Annotated in this window: 15 protein-coding genes; 9 read left to right on the forward strand and 6 right to left on the reverse strand. The window is 70.0% G+C overall.

What is annotated here, in order from left to right; all coding sequences use genetic code 11:
• Positions 1–8: 8 nt before the first annotated feature.
• Positions 9–917: a glucosyl-3-phosphoglycerate synthase gene (locus ABZU76_RS19500; protein WP_354871275.1), complete on the forward strand. Its 909-nt coding sequence runs from the start codon at positions 9–11 to the stop codon at positions 915–917.
• On the opposite strand, the gene cydC is transcribed toward ABZU76_RS19500, so the two are convergent.
• From cydC to ABZU76_RS19520, 4 genes are read right to left on the reverse strand one after another with little or no spacing between them, the layout of a single operon-like run.
• Complete coding sequence (cydC, locus tag ABZU76_RS19505; protein ID WP_354871277.1) at positions 850–2,406, reverse strand: thiol reductant ABC exporter subunit CydC; 1,557 nt, start codon at positions 2,404–2,406, stop codon at positions 850–852. The genes ABZU76_RS19500 and cydC overlap by 68 nt on opposite strands.
• Entirely contained in the window at positions 2,403–3,971 is a 1,569-nt protein-coding gene (gene cydD, locus ABZU76_RS19510) for a thiol reductant ABC exporter subunit CydD (protein ID WP_354871280.1), read from the reverse strand. Before cydD ends, cydC begins: the two co-directional genes overlap by 4 nt.
• A gap of 11 nt (positions 3,972–3,982) precedes the next feature.
• Complete coding sequence (locus tag ABZU76_RS19515; protein WP_354871282.1) at positions 3,983–4,978, reverse strand: cytochrome d ubiquinol oxidase subunit II; 996 nt, start codon at positions 4,976–4,978, stop codon at positions 3,983–3,985.
• Between the two features lie 2 nt (positions 4,979–4,980).
• On the reverse strand, positions 4,981–6,147 hold the full coding sequence (locus ABZU76_RS19520; protein WP_354871284.1) for a cytochrome ubiquinol oxidase subunit I: 1,167 nt from the start codon (positions 6,145–6,147) through the stop codon (positions 4,981–4,983).
• Between the two features lie 140 nt (positions 6,148–6,287).
• Here ABZU76_RS19520 and ABZU76_RS19525 point away from each other — a divergent pair, with 140 nt between their 5' ends.
• The 5 genes from ABZU76_RS19525 to ABZU76_RS19545 are packed head-to-tail and all read left to right on the forward strand — an operon-like array spanning position 6,288 to position 8,631.
• A complete protein-coding gene (locus tag ABZU76_RS19525) occupies positions 6,288–6,611 on the forward strand; it encodes a helix-turn-helix transcriptional regulator (protein ID WP_220246405.1) in 324 nt (107 codons plus the stop codon).
• Positions 6,612–6,628: 17 nt separating this feature from the next.
• Complete coding sequence (locus ABZU76_RS19530) at positions 6,629–7,303, forward strand: permease prefix domain 1-containing protein (protein ID WP_354871287.1); 675 nt, start codon at positions 6,629–6,631, stop codon at positions 7,301–7,303.
• Entirely contained in the window at positions 7,300–7,614 is a 315-nt protein-coding gene (locus ABZU76_RS19535; protein WP_220246407.1) for a DivIVA domain-containing protein, read from the forward strand. Before ABZU76_RS19530 ends, ABZU76_RS19535 begins: the two co-directional genes overlap by 4 nt.
• Complete coding sequence (locus tag ABZU76_RS19540) at positions 7,607–8,065, forward strand: SRPBCC family protein (protein WP_354871290.1); 459 nt, start codon at positions 7,607–7,609, stop codon at positions 8,063–8,065. The genes ABZU76_RS19535 and ABZU76_RS19540 overlap by 8 nt, the downstream gene beginning before the upstream one ends.
• Positions 8,062–8,631, forward strand: coding sequence for a DNA-3-methyladenine glycosylase I (locus ABZU76_RS19545; RefSeq protein WP_354871292.1), 570 nt, complete (start codon positions 8,062–8,064; stop codon positions 8,629–8,631). Before ABZU76_RS19540 ends, ABZU76_RS19545 begins: the two co-directional genes overlap by 4 nt.
• A gap of 38 nt (positions 8,632–8,669) precedes the next feature.
• On the opposite strand, the gene ABZU76_RS19550 is transcribed toward ABZU76_RS19545, so the two are convergent.
• Positions 8,670–9,464 (reverse strand): enoyl-CoA hydratase-related protein, encoded by a 795-nt coding sequence (locus ABZU76_RS19550; protein ID WP_354871294.1) that lies wholly within the window; start codon positions 9,462–9,464, stop codon positions 8,670–8,672.
• A gap of 199 nt (positions 9,465–9,663) precedes the next feature.
• On the opposite strand from ABZU76_RS19550, the gene ABZU76_RS19555 reads away from it, so the two are divergent.
• The 3 genes from ABZU76_RS19555 (at position 9,664) to ABZU76_RS19565 (ending at position 13,227) form a co-directional block, all read left to right on the forward strand.
• A complete protein-coding gene (locus ABZU76_RS19555) occupies positions 9,664–9,831 on the forward strand; it encodes a DUF3117 domain-containing protein (RefSeq protein ID WP_005155393.1) in 168 nt (55 codons plus the stop codon).
• Between the two features lie 90 nt (positions 9,832–9,921).
• Positions 9,922–11,346, forward strand: coding sequence for a leucyl aminopeptidase family protein (locus tag ABZU76_RS19560; protein WP_354871297.1), 1,425 nt, complete (start codon positions 9,922–9,924; stop codon positions 11,344–11,346).
• Between the two features lie 312 nt (positions 11,347–11,658).
• Positions 11,659–13,227: a recombinase family protein gene (locus ABZU76_RS19565; protein WP_354871299.1), complete on the forward strand. Its 1,569-nt coding sequence runs from the start codon at positions 11,659–11,661 to the stop codon at positions 13,225–13,227.
• A gap of 254 nt (positions 13,228–13,481) precedes the next feature.
• Here ABZU76_RS19565 and ABZU76_RS19570 read toward each other — a convergent pair whose 3' ends face one another.
• Positions 13,482–15,455, reverse strand: a complete 1,974-nt coding sequence (locus ABZU76_RS19570) for a cell division protein FtsK (RefSeq protein WP_354871597.1) — start codon at positions 15,453–15,455, stop codon at positions 13,482–13,484.
• Between the last annotated feature and the right edge of the window lie 173 nt (positions 15,456–15,628).

Genomic DNA, 15,628 nt, shown 5'->3' on the forward strand with positions numbered 1-15,628 from the left:
ATCGGCCGATGAGCTGGTTCGAACGTCGCACCTGGCAGGAACCCGCGTGGACGCCCGCAGACATCCTGGCGGCCAAGCGTGACCGCACGGTTTCCGTGGTGCTGCCGGCGCTGGACGAAGAGCGAACTGTCGGTGACGTCGTCGCGTCGGTGCGGCCACTGCTCGGCAACGTCGTCGACGAGCTGGTGGTGGTCGACTCCGGTTCCACCGACGCCACCGCCGAGGTCGCGGCCGCGGCCGGCGCGCGGGTGGTGCACCGCGAGGACGTGCTGCCCGAGCTGCCGCCGCGTCCCGGCAAGGGCGAGGTGCTGTGGCGATCGCTGGCCGCGACGACCGGCGACGTCGTGGTCTTCCTCGACTCGGACCTCGTGGACCCGGACCCGGCGTTCGTGCCGGCGTTGCTCGGGCCGCTGCTCACCGAACCCGGCGTGCACCTGGTGAAGGGCTTCTACCGGCGTCCGCTGCGGCTGGAGAGCACGGGCGGCGGCCGCGTGACGGAGCTGCTGGCCCGACCGGTGCTGTCCGCGTTGCGCCCGGCGCTGGGCGAGCTCGTGCAGCCGCTCGGCGGCGAGTACGCGGGCACGCGCGAGTTCTTCGAGTCGGTGCCCTTCGCCGGCGGCTACGGCGTGGAGATCGGCCTGCTGCTCGACGCCGAACAGCGCTACGGCCTCGACGGGCTCGCCCAGGTCAACCTCGGCGTCCGCAAGCACCGCAACCGCTCGCTGCTGCAGCTGGGCGTGATGGCTCGCCAGATCCTCGGCACGGCCCTGGCCCGCTGCGGCGTGCCGACCGACGCCGATGCGCGGCTGACGCAGTTCGTGCAGGTGGCGGGAGAGTGGCTGCCCGACGTCAGCGAGATCCCCGTGCTGGACCGGCCGCCGATGGCGCAGGTGCGGGCCGCCCGTCCTCGAGGCTGAGCACACGGTCGAAGCCGGCCAGGTGCTCAGGGCGGTGCGTCACGAGGACGACGGTCCCTTCCGCGTTCGCGAGGACACGGGCGAGGACCTCGTCGCCGTGGGTTTCGTCGAGGCCTTCCACCGGCTCGTCGAGGACGAGGACCGGCGGGGCGGCGAGGACAGCGCGCGTGAGGATCAGGCGCTGGCGCTGGCCGCCGGAGAGGGTGGTGGCGTCGCGGTCCAGGGGGACGTCGAGGTCGGTGACGGTGCAGGCGGTGCGGAGGTCTTCGTCGGACGCGCTTGGCGAGGCGATGAGGAGGTTTTCGCGGACGGTGGTGGCGAAGACGTGCGCGTCGGCGAGGGCGCCGGAGACCACCTGCGGGCTGGCGCCTTGGATCTGTTGACTGTCCACTGTGGCCTGGCCGGACGTGGGTGTGGTGAAGCCGAGCAGGACGTGGAGCAGGGTGGTTTTGCCGGCGCCCGACGGGCCGAGCACGCCCAGCCGGGTGCCCGGTGGGAGGTCGAGGTTGATGTTCTGGAGGGCGGGTTGTCGGCCCGGGTACCGGACTGTCACGTTCTCCAGCTTCAGGTGACCGGGTCCGGTGTTTTCGGGAGTCTCCGGCGGGGTGGTCGCCAGCAGTTCGCGCACGCGGCCCAGCGACGTCCGCAGCTCCGGGACTCGCTGGGCCGCGGTGATCAGGGGCAGGACGATCTCGAACAACGCCAGCGCGGCCAGTGTCAACGCGGCGGTCACCGGCAGGCTCGCGCCGGCGAGCAAGGCCACGGCTGCGGTCGTCGCGAGCTGGGTGAAGGCGCCGGCCGCGGTCAGCGTTGACAGCCGGGTCGAGACGCTGCGGGCCCGCGCGGCGATCCCGTCGATCACGGTGCCGGCGGCTTTCGTCGCCTGAGGTTCGGCGCCGTAGGCCACGAGTTCATGGCGGCCGGTGACCAGTTCGACCGTGCGTTCGGCCAGCTCCTGCCGCGCGGGCGAGGTCAGGGCCTGGCTCTTCGCCGTGACACGTGCGGCCAGCCACGGCAGCAGCCCGCCGGCGATGAGCAGCCCGGCCACGAGCACCGCCGCGGCCGGGAGGCTCACGAACGCCGTGACCACGGTCAACGCCAGGCCGACGATTCCCGCCACCGCAGCCGGAAGTGCCAGCCGTAGCACGGCGTCCTGTACGGCGTCCACATCGGACACCAGCCGCGTCACGAGGTCAGCGCCGGAATGTTCGGCGACGCGCCGCGGCACGAGCGCCGCGTACACCCGGGCCCGCAACGCGCCGAGATAACGCAGCACGACCTCGTGCCCGGCCAGGCGCTCGGCGTACCGCAAACCACCGCGGGCCAAGGCGAACACGCGAACCGCCACGATCGCGACGGTCAGCGCGGCGAGCGGCGGACGCTCGGCCGCCCGCATCAGCAGCCACGCCGCCGTGCCGGTCAGCGCCAGCCCGGAGATCTCGGCCCCGGCCGCGAGCAACGCGGCTCGGAGCAGTCGTGCGACGTTCATCGGGCCCCCAGCGGAACTCGGCCGCCCACGAGTAGGACGGAACGCGTCGCCATCGCGGCCAACGCGGGGTGGTGCGCGACGAACAACGCCGTGCGGCTGGGCAGCAACGCCGCGGCCCCGTCGAGCACTGCCTGTTCGGTGCGCCGGTCGAGCCGCGCGGTGGGTTCGTCGAGCAGCACGAGCCCGGCGTCGGTCCGAGCAAGCGCGCGGGCCAGGCCGACGCGTTGCCGTTGCCCCGCCGACAATCCCGCGCCCAGCTCGCCGATGCGCGTCGCGTAGCCCTCGGGCAGCTCGGCGACGACCTCGTCGAGCGCGGCGGCGCGGGCGGCGGCGGGTACGTCGACTGCTCGCTTTCCCCCATCGGAACCGAGCGCGATGTTCTCCGCGACGGTGCCGCTGAACAACGTCGGTCGCTGCGGCAGCCACGCCGTGTCGCGCAGCCAAGCCGCGTGGTCGAGGGACCGCAGGTCGACGCCATCCACGAGCACCCGGCCGGTTGTCGGCGTGACGAACCCCAGCAGCACGGCCAGCAGCGTCGACTTCCCGGAACCACTCGGCCCGGTGATGGCGACGTGGTCACCGCGTCCGATCACGAGGTCCACTTCGGACAATGCGGTGACCTCGCCGTAGCGCACGGAAACACCGTCGAACTCGATCTCCGGCGGGCCCGCCGGCCGGGTCACTGTGCCACCGCGCCGGGCCGGCAGGGGAGTGGCCAGGGCTTCGCGCAACGCCGTGAGCCCTTCGGTCGCCGCGTGGAACTTCGCGCCCGCCGCGCGCAACGGCAGGTACGCCTCGGGCGCGAGCACCAGCACGAGCATCGCCGTGTGCGCGGTGAGGGAGCCCTCGAGCAGGCGGAACCCGATGGGCACGGCGATCAGCGCGATCGACAGCGTGGCCACCAGTTCCAGGACCAGCGACGACAGGAACGCGACGCGCAGCGTGCCCAGCGTCGCGTCGGCGTGGGCGTCGGCCATCGCGCGCACGTGCTGGGCTTGCGCGCGGGCGCGGCCGAACAGCTTCAACGTCGGCAGGCCACGCACGGCGTCGAGGAAGTGCCCGCCCAGCCGTGTGAGCAGCGCCCACTGCCGTTCCGTGCGCGCCTTCGCGCGAGCTCCGACCAGCGCCGCGAACACCGGGATCAACGGCAGCGTGGCCACCACGATCAACGCCGACGTGAGGTCCGTCGTGACCAGCCGCACCACCACGGCAACCGGTACGAGCACCGACGCGACTAGCGCCGGCAGGTAGCCGGTGAGGTACGCAGTGGTCGCGTCGACGCCCTTCGTGACCTGCGTGGTGACCACGCCGGCGTCGGCCGTCGACCCGAGCAGCCGCCGGCGCAGCCCGGCCTGGGCGTCGGCCGCGAACCGGCAGGTGACCGCGCTTTGCCCCAGCGTGAGCAGCACCCGCGCGCCCACGGCGACAAGGAGCGTGCCGCCCAGGCCGCCGCCGGTGAGCAGCGTCGCGAGGCCTTCGGCCTGCAACAGGACCACCCCGGCGGTCAGCGCGCCGAGGACTCCGAGCAGGACCAGGTACCGGCGCGAGCCGGGCAGTGACGGCATTTCTTTCCCCTCTAGAAGTGGAGCAACGACTGCCGGTCGACCGGCCCGCGGTTCGCCCGCCAGGTCAGCCACTGCACGACCACCAGCACCACGAGCACGGGCACCGCGAACCACGCGAGCAGCCCCGCTGTCTCGGGTGCGGTGAAGGCGTCGGAAACGGTCAGCGCGTACGCGGGATCCGAAGTGGACACCAGGATCGTCGGGAACCGCAGCGCGCCCACCACCAATGCCGGGGTCGCGGACAGCAACATCGACGCGGGCAGCGCGAGCCGGTACCGCTTGGACCGCAGTCCGAACAGGACGGTCCCGAACGCGGCGAACGCCACCGCCGCCACCGCGATCGCGGCCCACGAGATCCCCGACACCGCCAGCGCGCCCCACGCCGTGGCCACCACCAGGAAGGTGCCGACCGGTGTCGTGAACGTCTTCGCGAACCGCGAGGCCCGGCCGGCGAGCTCCGCCGGGCCGCGCACGGTGAGGAACACCGCGGCCTGCAGCCCGAACAACGCCACGAATCCGAGCCCCCACAACACGGCGTACGGGTCGAAGAGCGCGAGCACGTCGTCGACCGGGTTGCCCTGGGCGTCGACCGGCAGGCCGAGCACGAGGTTGCCCAGGAACAAGCCCCACGCCAGCGTGGTCACCAGCGCGCCCGCCGTGATGCCGAACGACCACGGCCCGCGGCGAGCATCGGGCCGGCGGCTGCGCAGCTGAACCGACGCGGTGAATGTGACGAGCCCCAACAGCAGCGCCACCACCAGCACGTACGCGCCGGCGAACACGCGGCCCTCCAGGTGCGGGAACACGCCGAACAGCACCCCGACGGCGGCGATCAGCCACACTTCGTTGGCCAGGAAGAACGGCCCGAGCGCACCCAGCGCCCGCCGTTGCTTCGCTTCGTCGCGGCCGAGGCCGGGCAGCAGGAAGCCCACGCCGTAGTCGTAGCCGGCCAGTGCGAAATACCCGCCGAGCAGCAGCCCGAGCACACCCCACCAGATGGTCGTCATCGTCAGACTCCGCTCAGTACGGGAAGTTCGGGCTCCGCGGGCGCCTCTTCCGGCTCCGGCCCGCGCCGCGCGACCCGCGACAGCAGCACCCAGTCGGCTACGGCGAGCGCCGCGAACAGCACGCCGAACGCGATGAAGGAGAACAGGACCTGGCCGCCGGGCACGTCGGCGACCGCGTCGGCCGTGCGCAGCTTCCCCCAGATCAGCCACGGCTGGCGGCCGATCTCCCGCACGAGCCAACCGCAGATCGCGGCCACGAACGGCAGCACGATCGCCGGCACCATCAGGTAATGCAGGAACCGGGCGCGCATCAGCCAGTTGCGGATCAGCAGGATCGTGCCGGCCAGCGAGCACAACAGCGCGATGAACCCGATCCCGATCATCGCCGCCAGCGGCACCCCGACGGCGCCCTCGCCGAGCTTGTCCGGCTGGTACTTCGCGAGCTCGCCGAACTGCACGAAGCCCTGGTTGATCGTGACGATGCTGCCGATCAGCGCCGTGACCACGCCGAACCGCATTGAGCGGGTGAAGAAGTCGACCTCCGCGGTGCGCTTGAGGAAGTGGTACGCGCTCACGCCGGTCACGAAGAAGCCGCCGGTCATCAACGCGCCGCCGATGACGTGCGGCAGCGACGCCACGAGGGCGGGGTTGGTGAGCAGCGCGCCGAAGTCGTCGAGGCGCAGCGCCCCGCCCTGCAGGTGGCTGCCGACCGGGTTCTGCAGGAACGAGTTGGCGACCATGATGAACAGCGCCGACGCGTACGCGGTGAGCGTGACCAGCCAGATCAGCGTCAGGTGCAGCCACTTGTTCAGCCGGCCCCAGCCGAAGATCCACAGCCCGAGGAATGTGGACTCGAGGAAGAACGCCACCAGCGTCTCGATCGCGAGCGGCGCGCCGAATACGTCGCCGGCGAATGCGGAAAGCCCGGTCCAGGTAAGCCCGAACTGGAATTCCATCACGATTCCGGTCGCGATGCCCAGCGCGTAATTGATCACATACAGCCGGCCCCAGAACCGGGTCATGCGGAGCAGCTGCGGAGTGCCGCTGATCGTCGCGCGCGTCTGCATGACCGCTGTCACGGTCACCAAGCCCAGCGTGAGCAGCACGAACAGGAAGTGGAACGACGTCGTGGTCGCGAACTGGAGTCTTGCTATGGGTAGGGGGTCCATGCCGAGCGAGTGTATAGGTAGCGCGGCTACATGTAGTAGAGAAATCTATGAGATCCGGGTCATCTCAGGGTTTTACCCGGGTCCCCGGTGTGGAACGGGGGATTACGCTTCCGGGGACGACATGAGTAGACTGCCCACCTATGAAGGCGGACACGTTGCGCGGGCACCTCGACGCGCTGCTGCTGGCTGTGCTCGACGGCCGGAAGCTGCACGGTTACGCGATCATCGAGGCGCTCTCGCTGCGGAGTGACGGCGCGCTCGACCTGCCGACCGGGACCGTGTACCCGGCGCTGCGCAGGCTGGAGCGGGCCGGCTACCTGGCCAGCGAGTGGGACGTGGTGTCGGGGCGCAAGCGCCGCACCTACCGGCTCACCCGCTCCGGGCAGCAGGCGCTCGCCGCCGAGCGAGCCGAGTGGCGGGAGTTCACCACGGTGATCGGCGGCGTCCTGCGGGCGGAGGCATGACGGCGGGGGAGGTGCGCGTGAACGCGATCGAGGGGTACTTGACCGATCTCGACCGGCGGCTCGTCGGCTGCCGATCGACGAAGGACGACCTGCTCTCCGAAGCACGCGACGGCCTGCACGACGCGGCCGACGCGTACCGCGAAGGCGGCTGGCCGGCCGAGGAGGCCGAGCGCCGCGCGGTGGCCGACTTCGGCGGCGTCGCGGTGGTCGCCGACGACTACCAGGCGGAGCTGTCCATGCACAGCGGCGTGCGCACGCTGTGGAAGCTCGTGCTCGGCGTGCCCGCGATGCAGCTTTCCTGGGACTTCGCCCGGATCCTCACCTTCGGCGACTGGACGCGCCTGTCGACCCCGACGCCCGAGTGGTACCGCGTGGCCACACACTTCTCCCACGGCGCGGTGTTCGTGGTCCCCGCTGTGGGGCTCATCGCGCTGGTCTGCGCACGCTGGCTGAGCCGTCGCGTCGACGGCGTCCGCCTGGCGCGCACGTGCGGGTACTTCATCGCCGGCGCCGTCGGCCTGAACCTCGCTTCGGTGCTCACTCTCGTGGTGGCGACGGGGTTCGTGGACGTCTCGCGGCTGTTCCTGTCCGTTCCGTGTGTGTTGCTGATGGTGGCGTATGTACTGCTGTCGGTGCGTCTGGTCGTGCTCGCGCGACGTTCCTGGGGCCGGTGTGCCACGATCGTGGCGTGACGACCGCGCTGATCTACCTCGTAGTCATGCTGCTGGTGGCCGCCGTGGTGTTCCTGCTCGCCGCCGTGGTGTTCGGCCGGGGCGAGGAGCTGGCCCCGCTGCCGCCGGGCAGCTCGCCCACGCGCCTGCCCGCCGAGGACATCACCGGCGAGGACGTGCGTCACGTGCGTTACCAGCTCGTGCTGCGCGGGTACAAGATGTCCGAAGTGGACTGGGTGATGCGCCGGCTCGGAGTGGAGCTCGACGAGCTGCGCGTCCGCGTCGCGGAGCTCGAAGCGGCCCAGCCGGAGCCGAGGCCCGCGGGTGAGTAGTGACCTGATCCTGTCCGTCGAGGTCGAGGCACCGGCGGGCACGACGTGGCTGGCGCTCACCGACTGGCCGCGCCAGAGCGAGTGGGTGCTCGGCACCACCGTGCGGGTGCTCGAGGGCAACGGGCGCAGCGTCGGCTCGAAGATCGCGGCCACCACGGGGATCGGCGGCGTCGGGTTCACCGACACCATGGAGGTCACCGCGTGGGAGCCGCCGCTTCGGGTGACCATGCGCCACCTGGGCAGCCTCGTGCGCGGCACGGCGGCGTTCCAGGTCGTGGCCAACGGGCCGACCCGCTCCACGTTCGTCTGGGCCGAGCACCTCGACCTGCCGTTCGGGCTGATCGGGCGCCTCGGCTGGCCCGTGGTGCGCCCGGCGTTCTCGCTCGGCGTGCACCAGTCGATGAAGCGGTTCGCGAAGTTCGTGCAGGATTATTCGGTCGGTGAGCGGTGACCGAGCTGCTGGGCCAGGACGGGGTCAAGCGCTGCTCCTGGGGGAACTCGACGGCGGACTACACCGCCTACCACGACGAGGAGTGGGGCACGCCGCTGCACGGCGAGGCCGCGCTGTACGAGCGGCTGTCGCTCGAGTCGTTCCAGTCGGGACTGTCGTGGATCACGATCCTGCGCAAACGGGAGAACTTCCGCAAAGCGTTCCGCAAGTTCCAGCCGGCGAAGGTCGCGCGTTTCGGCGACGCCGACATCGAGCGGCTGATGGCCGACGCCGGCATCGTGCGCAACCGCGCGAAGATCCTGGCGGCCGTCAACAACGCGCGCGCGATCGCTGATCTGGACGTGCCGCTCGACGAGCTGCTGTGGTCGTTCGCCCCGGCGAAGCACAAGCGGCCGCGGACGATGTCCGACGTGCCGGCCGTGACCGACGAGTCGAAGGCGATGGCGAAGGAGCTGAAGAAGCGCGGCTTCGCATTCCTCGGCCCGACCACTTGTTACGCGCTGATGCAGGCGACCGGCATGGTCGACGACCACGTCTGGGGCTGCTTCCGGGCGAACCGCTCGTGAGTGTTCCGTCCGGCCGGAACCGGACGGAACACTGACGGCTACTTGCCCTGGAAGTTCGGCTTGCGCTTGCCGACGAAGGCCTCCACGGCCTCGGTGTGGTCGGCGGTGGCGCCGAGCGCGGTCTGGGCCTCGTCCTCGGCCGCGAGCGCTTCGTCCAGAGAGGACTGCGCGGAGACGGCGAGCACGTGCTTGATCTTCGAGTACGCCACCGTCGGGCCGGCGGCGAGCTTCGCGGCCACGGCCTGGGCGCGCGCGGCGAGCTCCTCGTCGGGCACGACCTCGCCGACCAGGCCGATGCGCTGCGCCTCGCCCGCGTCGACGGTGCGGGCCAGCAGCATCAGCTCGGCGGCGCGGCCGAGGCCGATGAGCCGCTGCAGTGTCCACGACGCGCCGGAGTCCGGGCCGAGCCCGACGTTCGCGAAGGCCATCAGGAACGACGACGACTCGGCGGCGATCCGCAGGTCGCTCGCGTAGGCGAAGGCGGCACCCGCGCCGGCGGCCGTGCCGTTGACCGCGGCGATGACCGGCTTCGGCATGTCCACGATGGCCTTGACGATCGGGTTGTAGTGGTCGCTCACCGTGTGCAGCGGGGCGGGGTCTCCCGCCTGCAGCAGCCCGACGTGTTCCTTGAGGTCCTGTCCCGCGCAGAACGCCTTGCCCGCGCCGGTGAGCACGATCGCGCGCACGTCCGCGTCGTCGGCCGCGGCGCGCAGCTCGGCGAGCAGCCGTTCCTTGAGCGCGACGGTCAGCGAGTTGTACGCCTCCGGCCGGTTCAGGGTCAGGGTGCGCACGCCGTCGGCGTCGGCGGTCAGGAGGACGTCGGATGTGGTCACTGTGGTGCTCCTCTTGGCGTAATCGTGGGTCCTCCGCCGAGTCTTTCAGCCCCGCGTGGCGCATACCAGCACCGATACGGCGGCAAATGATCGGTCCGCGTTCGCGCCCGGCCGCTGATGAGGGACAATGGGGGTCAAGACCCGGCTGGCATGGGAGTGCGCGACCCGGGCGCGCCGGTTGAGACGGAGGGAGCACGCTATGGCGGCCATGAAGCCCCGGACCGGAGATGGTCCCCTCGAAGTGACCAAGGAGGGGCGGGGCCTCGTGATGCGAGTGCCATTGGAAGGTGGCGGCCGTCTCGTCGTCGAGCTCTCCGCGGAAGAAGCGAAGGACCTCGGCGCAGCACTTCAGGAGGTCACCGGCTGATTCCGGCTCCCCTCCCCATCCACTCACCGAACCCCGGTCTCCTCATGGAGGCCGGGGTCGCGGTTCATCTGCGCCCGAAGGTTGCTCACTGTGCGTAACTCGCTACCGCCTGTCCCGACCAAACTGCCCGAGATCGAGGTCGCCGACGCGTTCCGGCGCGGGGCCCCGCAAGCGGTGCTGGCACTTTCGTCCGCAGAGGTGGAACTCGGCGGGGTGAAGGCGACCGGCAAGGCGGGCGACGTGCAGGAAGTCCCGGCCGACGGCGCGGTGCGCTGGGTCGCGGGCCTCGGCGCGGGCGAACCGCGCGACTACCGCCGCGCGGGGGCGGCGCTGGCGCGCGCGGTGTCCTCGGTGGACCAGCCGGTTCGGACCGTCCAGGTGGGGCTGCCCGAGGACGTGTCCGCCGCGCACGTCGGCGAGCTCGCGATGGGCTTGTTCCTGGGCGGCTACCGGTTCGTCGTGACCACAGAGGACCCGAAGCCCGCGGTGCAGACCGTCCGGCTGGTGAGCCCTTCGGCCGCGGCGTACGCAGACGAGGTCGCCCGCGTTCGTGAGCTCGCGGCCGCCGCCGCGCTGACGCGGGACCTGGCCAACGCACCGTCGAACATCAAGAACCCCGCGTGGCTCGCGAACACTGCCGCGAAGGTCGTCGGCTCGGCCGCGGTGACCGTGAACGTGCGCGACGAGAAGTGGCTCGCGGACAACGGCTTCGGCGGCGTGCTCGCCGTCGGCGGCGGCTCGGATTCCCCGCCGCGCCTGATCGAGCTGGAGTACCGCCCGCGCGGCGCGAAGACCCACCTGCTGTTCGTGGGCAAGGGCATCACGTTCGACACGGGCGGCCTGTCCGTGAAGCCGGCTGACGGCATGCACCTCATGCGCACCGACATGGCGGGCGGCGCGGCCGTGATCGCCTCCGTGCGCGCCATCGCCGCGCTGGGTCTTGCGGTGCGCGTGACGGCGTTGGTGCCCGCCGCCGAGAACCACGTCTCCGGTGGTTCGTACCGCCCCGGCGACATCGTCCGCCACTACGGCGGCCGCACGACTGAGGTCGGCAACACCGACGCCGAGGGCCGCATGGTCATGGCCGACGCGCTCGCCTACGGGATTCAGACGTTCAAGCCCGACCTCGTCGTGGACGCCGCCACCCTCACCGGCGCCATGAAGGTCTCACTGGGATTGCGCACCGGCGGCCTGTTCTCGACAGATGACGACCTCGCCGCCCGCGTGGTCGAAGCGGGCTCCCGCGCCGGCGAATCCTGGTGGCGCATGCCCCTGGTCGACGACTACGCCCCCGGCATCGAAGGCGAACTCGGCGACGTCCGCCAGGCCCCCGGCGGCCCCGGCGGCATCATGGCGGCCCTCTTCCTCCGCGAGTTCACGGCCGGCCTGCCCTGGGCCCACCTGGACATCGCCGGCCCCGCCCGCGCCGACAAGACGTACGACGACGTGGTCCCCGGCGCCTCCGGCTTCGCCGCCCGCACCCTGGTGGAACTCGCCGCCTCCTACTCAGCCTGACCCCGCCTGACCCCTCTCGCCGCACCCCAATGCGGCATTGGTTGCGCTCAACGCACCCAATGCGGCGTTCGTTGCGCTCAACGCACCGAACGCCACATTGGGGTGCTTTGGCCACCACGCAACCGCCACCCGCGTGCCTTACTCACCACCCACCCAGGCCACGCGCGGCATCTCACAACCGCCGCCCACCCACGCAGCGGAACCTGCACCCAGACCCGCCACGGCACCCCGATCCGAAGCCTTCTTGCGGCCGGCGAGCTGTTGTCAAGGCACGCTTGGCGGACCTTCTTTTGTTGACCTACAGTGGTGGGCATGGTCAACAAGGACGAGGTTAGCGCTGGTGGGGAGCCTGGGCGGCTGGTCCTGGACTCCTACGGGCGGCTGTCGCAGGTGCCGGAGACCGGCGAGCTGGAGAAGATCGAAACCCAGCACGCCGACAACCGGAAGGTGATCGGTCGGGTGGGCGGCACGCTCGGGATAGAGCTATCCGACGGTCTGTCCGCGTGGAAGCGAGGCGTTCGCCGGAAGGGTTGGGAGGCCCTTCTCGCCAGGGTCGAGTCCGGGGAGTCCGACGGGTGCGTGGTGTGGCACACCGACCGGCTGTTCAGGCAGCCGCGCGACCTCGAAGCGCTCATTGACCTCGCCGAGAACGGCTACAAGGTCTTCTCTGCGCACGGCGCGCGAGATCTGGCCGACCCGGACGACCGGTTCATCCTTCGGATCGAGGTCGCGCACGCAGCGCGGTCGAGCGACGACACGTCGCGACGGCTGAAGCGGCGGTTTGAAACGTTCAGGTCGCAGGGACGGGAGACGGGTGGTCCACGGCGGTTTGGCTTTCCCGGTAAAGACCTGACGTGGGTGCCAGCGGAATACGAGACGAAGGCGGACCGCCCAGAGGTCTCAGCAAAGCTGGTCGAACGGGAGCGGCAAGCGCTCCGCGACGCGGCAACGCTGCTGCTCAGCGAAGGCGGTTCCGGAAAAAAGGTAGCCGACCAGTGGAACGCGGCGGGTATCCACTCTGTCTACGGACTGGAGTGGATACCCGCGACGGTTGTCGCAACGCTGAAGCGCGCTTCGCTCGGTGGTCACTTGGTTCACGACGGCAAGATCGTCGGAAGGCTCGAAGGCGAACGTATCCTCGATAAGCGCACTTACGATCGGCTGCAAGCCTTCTTTGCAGGGCGGAAACGTGGGCGCGTTCCTGGGCTGTCCTACATCGGCACCGGGATCCTTCGTTGTGGCAGGTGCGGATCCAAGCTGACCGCCCGTAAGGATCAGAAGGGTTTCTACGCCGACGGAACACAGCGCAGTGCCTACATCTGCGCTCGCCACCGACGTGGGTGCGGGAAGATCTTTATCGATCGGGCGAAGGTCGACGCGGAACTACTCGCGTTCACAGTTGCTCGGCTCTCTGACGAACGTCAGGCGGCGCGCTTGGCGAGTGTGGTGGAGCGGGAGGGCGAACAGCTCAAGGCCATCGCACAGGAGATCAGCGAAGTTGAAACCCTCCAAAGGAGCCTGTCCGAACGTCTGGGCCGGAGGAAGATCACGCTCGATGCCTTCGACGCTGCGAACGAGCCGCTCGCGGCGGACCTTGCCCGCCTGAACGCCGAACGCGAGACGCTGTCCGCTGGAGCCACCGCAGGTCCGACAGAAGCGTCATCCTCAGCCGAGCTTGAAGCCGAATGGCTTGGCGGTGATGTCGCGGTGCGCCGTGCGATGCTGACCAAGGCGTTGGGTTTGGACAAACTGTGCGTCATGCCGGGTGACCTGAGCGGTCGGCGAGTTTTCGACCGGGAGCGGTTGAAGGTGCATAACTCCGAGGAATTTGCCAACGTCGTTGCGGCCTGGCATGCGCAGAGGGGCAACGACCGCGCCTAGAAAGTACAAGACCAAGAAGCAAGAGGTGCCCGGGACGAGGTTCCCGGGCGCCTCTCTTGTGTCACGACGATTGCTCCTCCTGAAACCTACGCGCGCGACTCCTCCGAATGACCTCCGCGACGTCGGCGATGTCCTCATCAGTCATCGGTTCCATCGCTGCAACGATGGGGCGCCAGTAGGCACGGGACTCCTCACTGATCTGCGACGTGGTGCGCTGGGGCGGTACCTCGGCATCCCCGGTGTCCGGGACCTCGTCAGCTGTCATAGACGTCGCTCGCGTCGCGGGACTCGGCAGCCGTTAGCGCTCGTTCGACAGCGGCGCGCACGTCGGCGACCAGGTATCCCCGGACTCGCCGCACTTCGCCGTCGGCGCCGGGTACGCGCTCGCGGGTCGGGCTGCACCCGTGTTCGCCCATCTGGCGGCCGAACGCGGTCGGCTCGACTTCGAGTGCTTCGACCAGCTCCGCTGTCGGAACGAAGGCGCGGCTATCGACGTCATCACCCAGGTAGGACACGACCGATGCCAGCGGTTCGGGGAGCTCGGCTGGCTGCGTCGTGTCGCCTCCCAACGATTCGCTCGCACCGATCGCGCGGGCCACCGCCGCGTGGTCCAGCTTCGGCACGGTGTCCTGCCCGCTGGCGTGACCGGCGAGCGTCCCGGCGGCTTCTCGGAGTGCCCGACCTTGCTGGCAGATGGCCTGCCAATCCTCGTTCGGCATGTAGTACGTGCGGACGGTCATCGCCAGCACGTCCGCACCTGCAGCCGTGTCGCCATCCGGCCGGAGAATGCCGACGCCCTTGTGCGACGGCAGCAGCCGGCTGGAGTCGTACCCTCTCGTGTTCATCTGTTCGCCGAGCACAATGTTCGAGTCGCGCCAGTCCATCACCCGGAGCGCGAAGCGTGAGCCCAGTACCGCCCGCAGGCCGGATGGGATGGTCTTCGAGTCCGGCCGCTGGGTGGCCAGGACCAGCACGATCCCGGCAGCTGGTCCCTTCTTCGCCAGCCAGGTGAGCAGTTCGCCGATGTACTCGCCCGCCGTGAGCTTCCTTCCCTGCACTGCGACGGGAGTCCGATCCTCCAATGGAACTTGGACCTCATCGATGAACACCGCCGTGATTGGCATGTTCAGGGAGGAGTCCCTGGACATCTCCGTTGTCACCTTCGACTCGGGGCAGGTCAGGTCGTCCAGGTCGCGCATGCGCCGGTAGCGGCCTTGGACTTCGCCGACCAGCTCCACCAGCCAATCCACGAGCGTGAGCACGTGGTCGGACTCGTCACCGGACATGAACCGGTAAGCGACGTGGCCGGCAGCGTCCCAGTCCTTCCCTGCTTTGAAGTCCGCGACGTACAGCCGCACCCACGCGTCCAGGATCAGCCCGGATGCGGCGAGCCGGGCCGCGAACGTTTTGCCCTGGCGTGGGATCGCGCCGACCAGCAGCGACGTCCACACAAGCGGGAGGTCGATCCGCCGATCACGCGCGTCCCGGCCGAACGGTACGGGCCGCCAGGCGTCCCACTTCGTCACTCCGAGCAGCGGCGTCGGCAGTGGGGGCGACGCGTAGGGGTCTTCGTCTGCGACCCACATCGAGACTCGCCCGGCATGGCCACCGTTTCCGCGCACGCGCTCCACGATGAGCTGCACTTCATCGACCGCCAGCGCCGACGCGAGCGCGTCCCGGTTCTTCACTACGTCGGCTGCCTTGCGGGTCGCAGGCAGGTCGACCGTGATAGCCCAGCCATCTCCGACGCGGGTCGCCCGTTCGACCAGCCGGAGCGTCTCGTCCTTTCCGATCAGCTTCGCGTCCCGGAACGCGTCCACGAGTATTTGCGGGTCCATGGTCCAGGTGAGCGTTCGCGGCCCGGCGAGCGCCGGCTTCCGCCCGGGACTGCCGTCCTTCCGTCGTCCGAGGATCGCCAGTGCGACCGACAGCACGGCACCTGCGATCCACAGTGGAGCCGGGCCGTACACGAGACCTGTCACGGCGACCGCCAGCGCCGAGCCGGCGAGCACGGCGCCGGTGACCTTCCATCGGAACAGGGCGAGTTCGCGAATCTCCGTGAACTTGTCGGCCAGCTTCTCCGATTCTTCGGCCGCCGTGCGGTAGTCGCGTACCTTGACCCAGTTCCGCCACCATCGGGCACCGACGACCAGGCCTCGCACTACAGCGCCGACGTAGCGCCACGGAGCCTTGACCACACAGGCAATCGCGTCCTTGCAAGCTTGCATGGCCTGCGGCTTGCTCTTCAGCCAGAGCGGCACCCGTGGAGAGCGCAGCCACCACCGAACGAAACGACGTCGAACCTTCCGGGCGCGAGGTTGGGGCAAGGTGTCATCGATCAGTTCTCCGTCCAAGATCGGGCCCACGTGCTCGACGTCTCGCGACTCCGCGCGCGCCAACT

Source organism: Amycolatopsis sp. NPDC005232 (genome assembly GCF_040607795.1).
Lineage (GTDB): Bacteria > Actinomycetota > Actinomycetes > Mycobacteriales > Pseudonocardiaceae > Amycolatopsis.

Coding starts and splice junctions, on each gene's coding strand:
- ABZU76_RS19525 (WP_220246405.1), top strand. CDS start 6,288: ATGAAGGCGGACACGTTGCGCGGGCACCTCGACGCGCTGCTGCTGGCT.
- cydC (WP_354871277.1), bottom strand. CDS start 2,406: ATGAACGTCGCACGACTGCTCCGAGCCGCGTTGCTCGCGGCCGGGGCC.
- ABZU76_RS19555 (WP_005155393.1), top strand. CDS start 9,664: ATGGCGGCCATGAAGCCCCGGACCGGAGATGGTCCCCTCGAAGTGACC.
- ABZU76_RS19565 (WP_354871299.1), top strand. CDS start 11,659: ATGGTCAACAAGGACGAGGTTAGCGCTGGTGGGGAGCCTGGGCGGCTG.
- cydD (WP_354871280.1), bottom strand. CDS start 3,971: ATGCCGTCACTGCCCGGCTCGCGCCGGTACCTGGTCCTGCTCGGAGTC.
- ABZU76_RS19500 (WP_354871275.1), top strand. CDS start 9: ATGAGCTGGTTCGAACGTCGCACCTGGCAGGAACCCGCGTGGACGCCC.
- ABZU76_RS19515 (WP_354871282.1), bottom strand. CDS start 4,978: ATGACGACCATCTGGTGGGGTGTGCTCGGGCTGCTGCTCGGCGGGTAT.
- ABZU76_RS19570 (WP_354871597.1), bottom strand. CDS start 15,455: ATGCAAGCTTGCAAGGACGCGATTGCCTGTGTGGTCAAGGCTCCGTGG.
- ABZU76_RS19520 (WP_354871284.1), bottom strand. CDS start 6,147: ATGGACCCCCTACCCATAGCAAGACTCCAGTTCGCGACCACGACGTCG.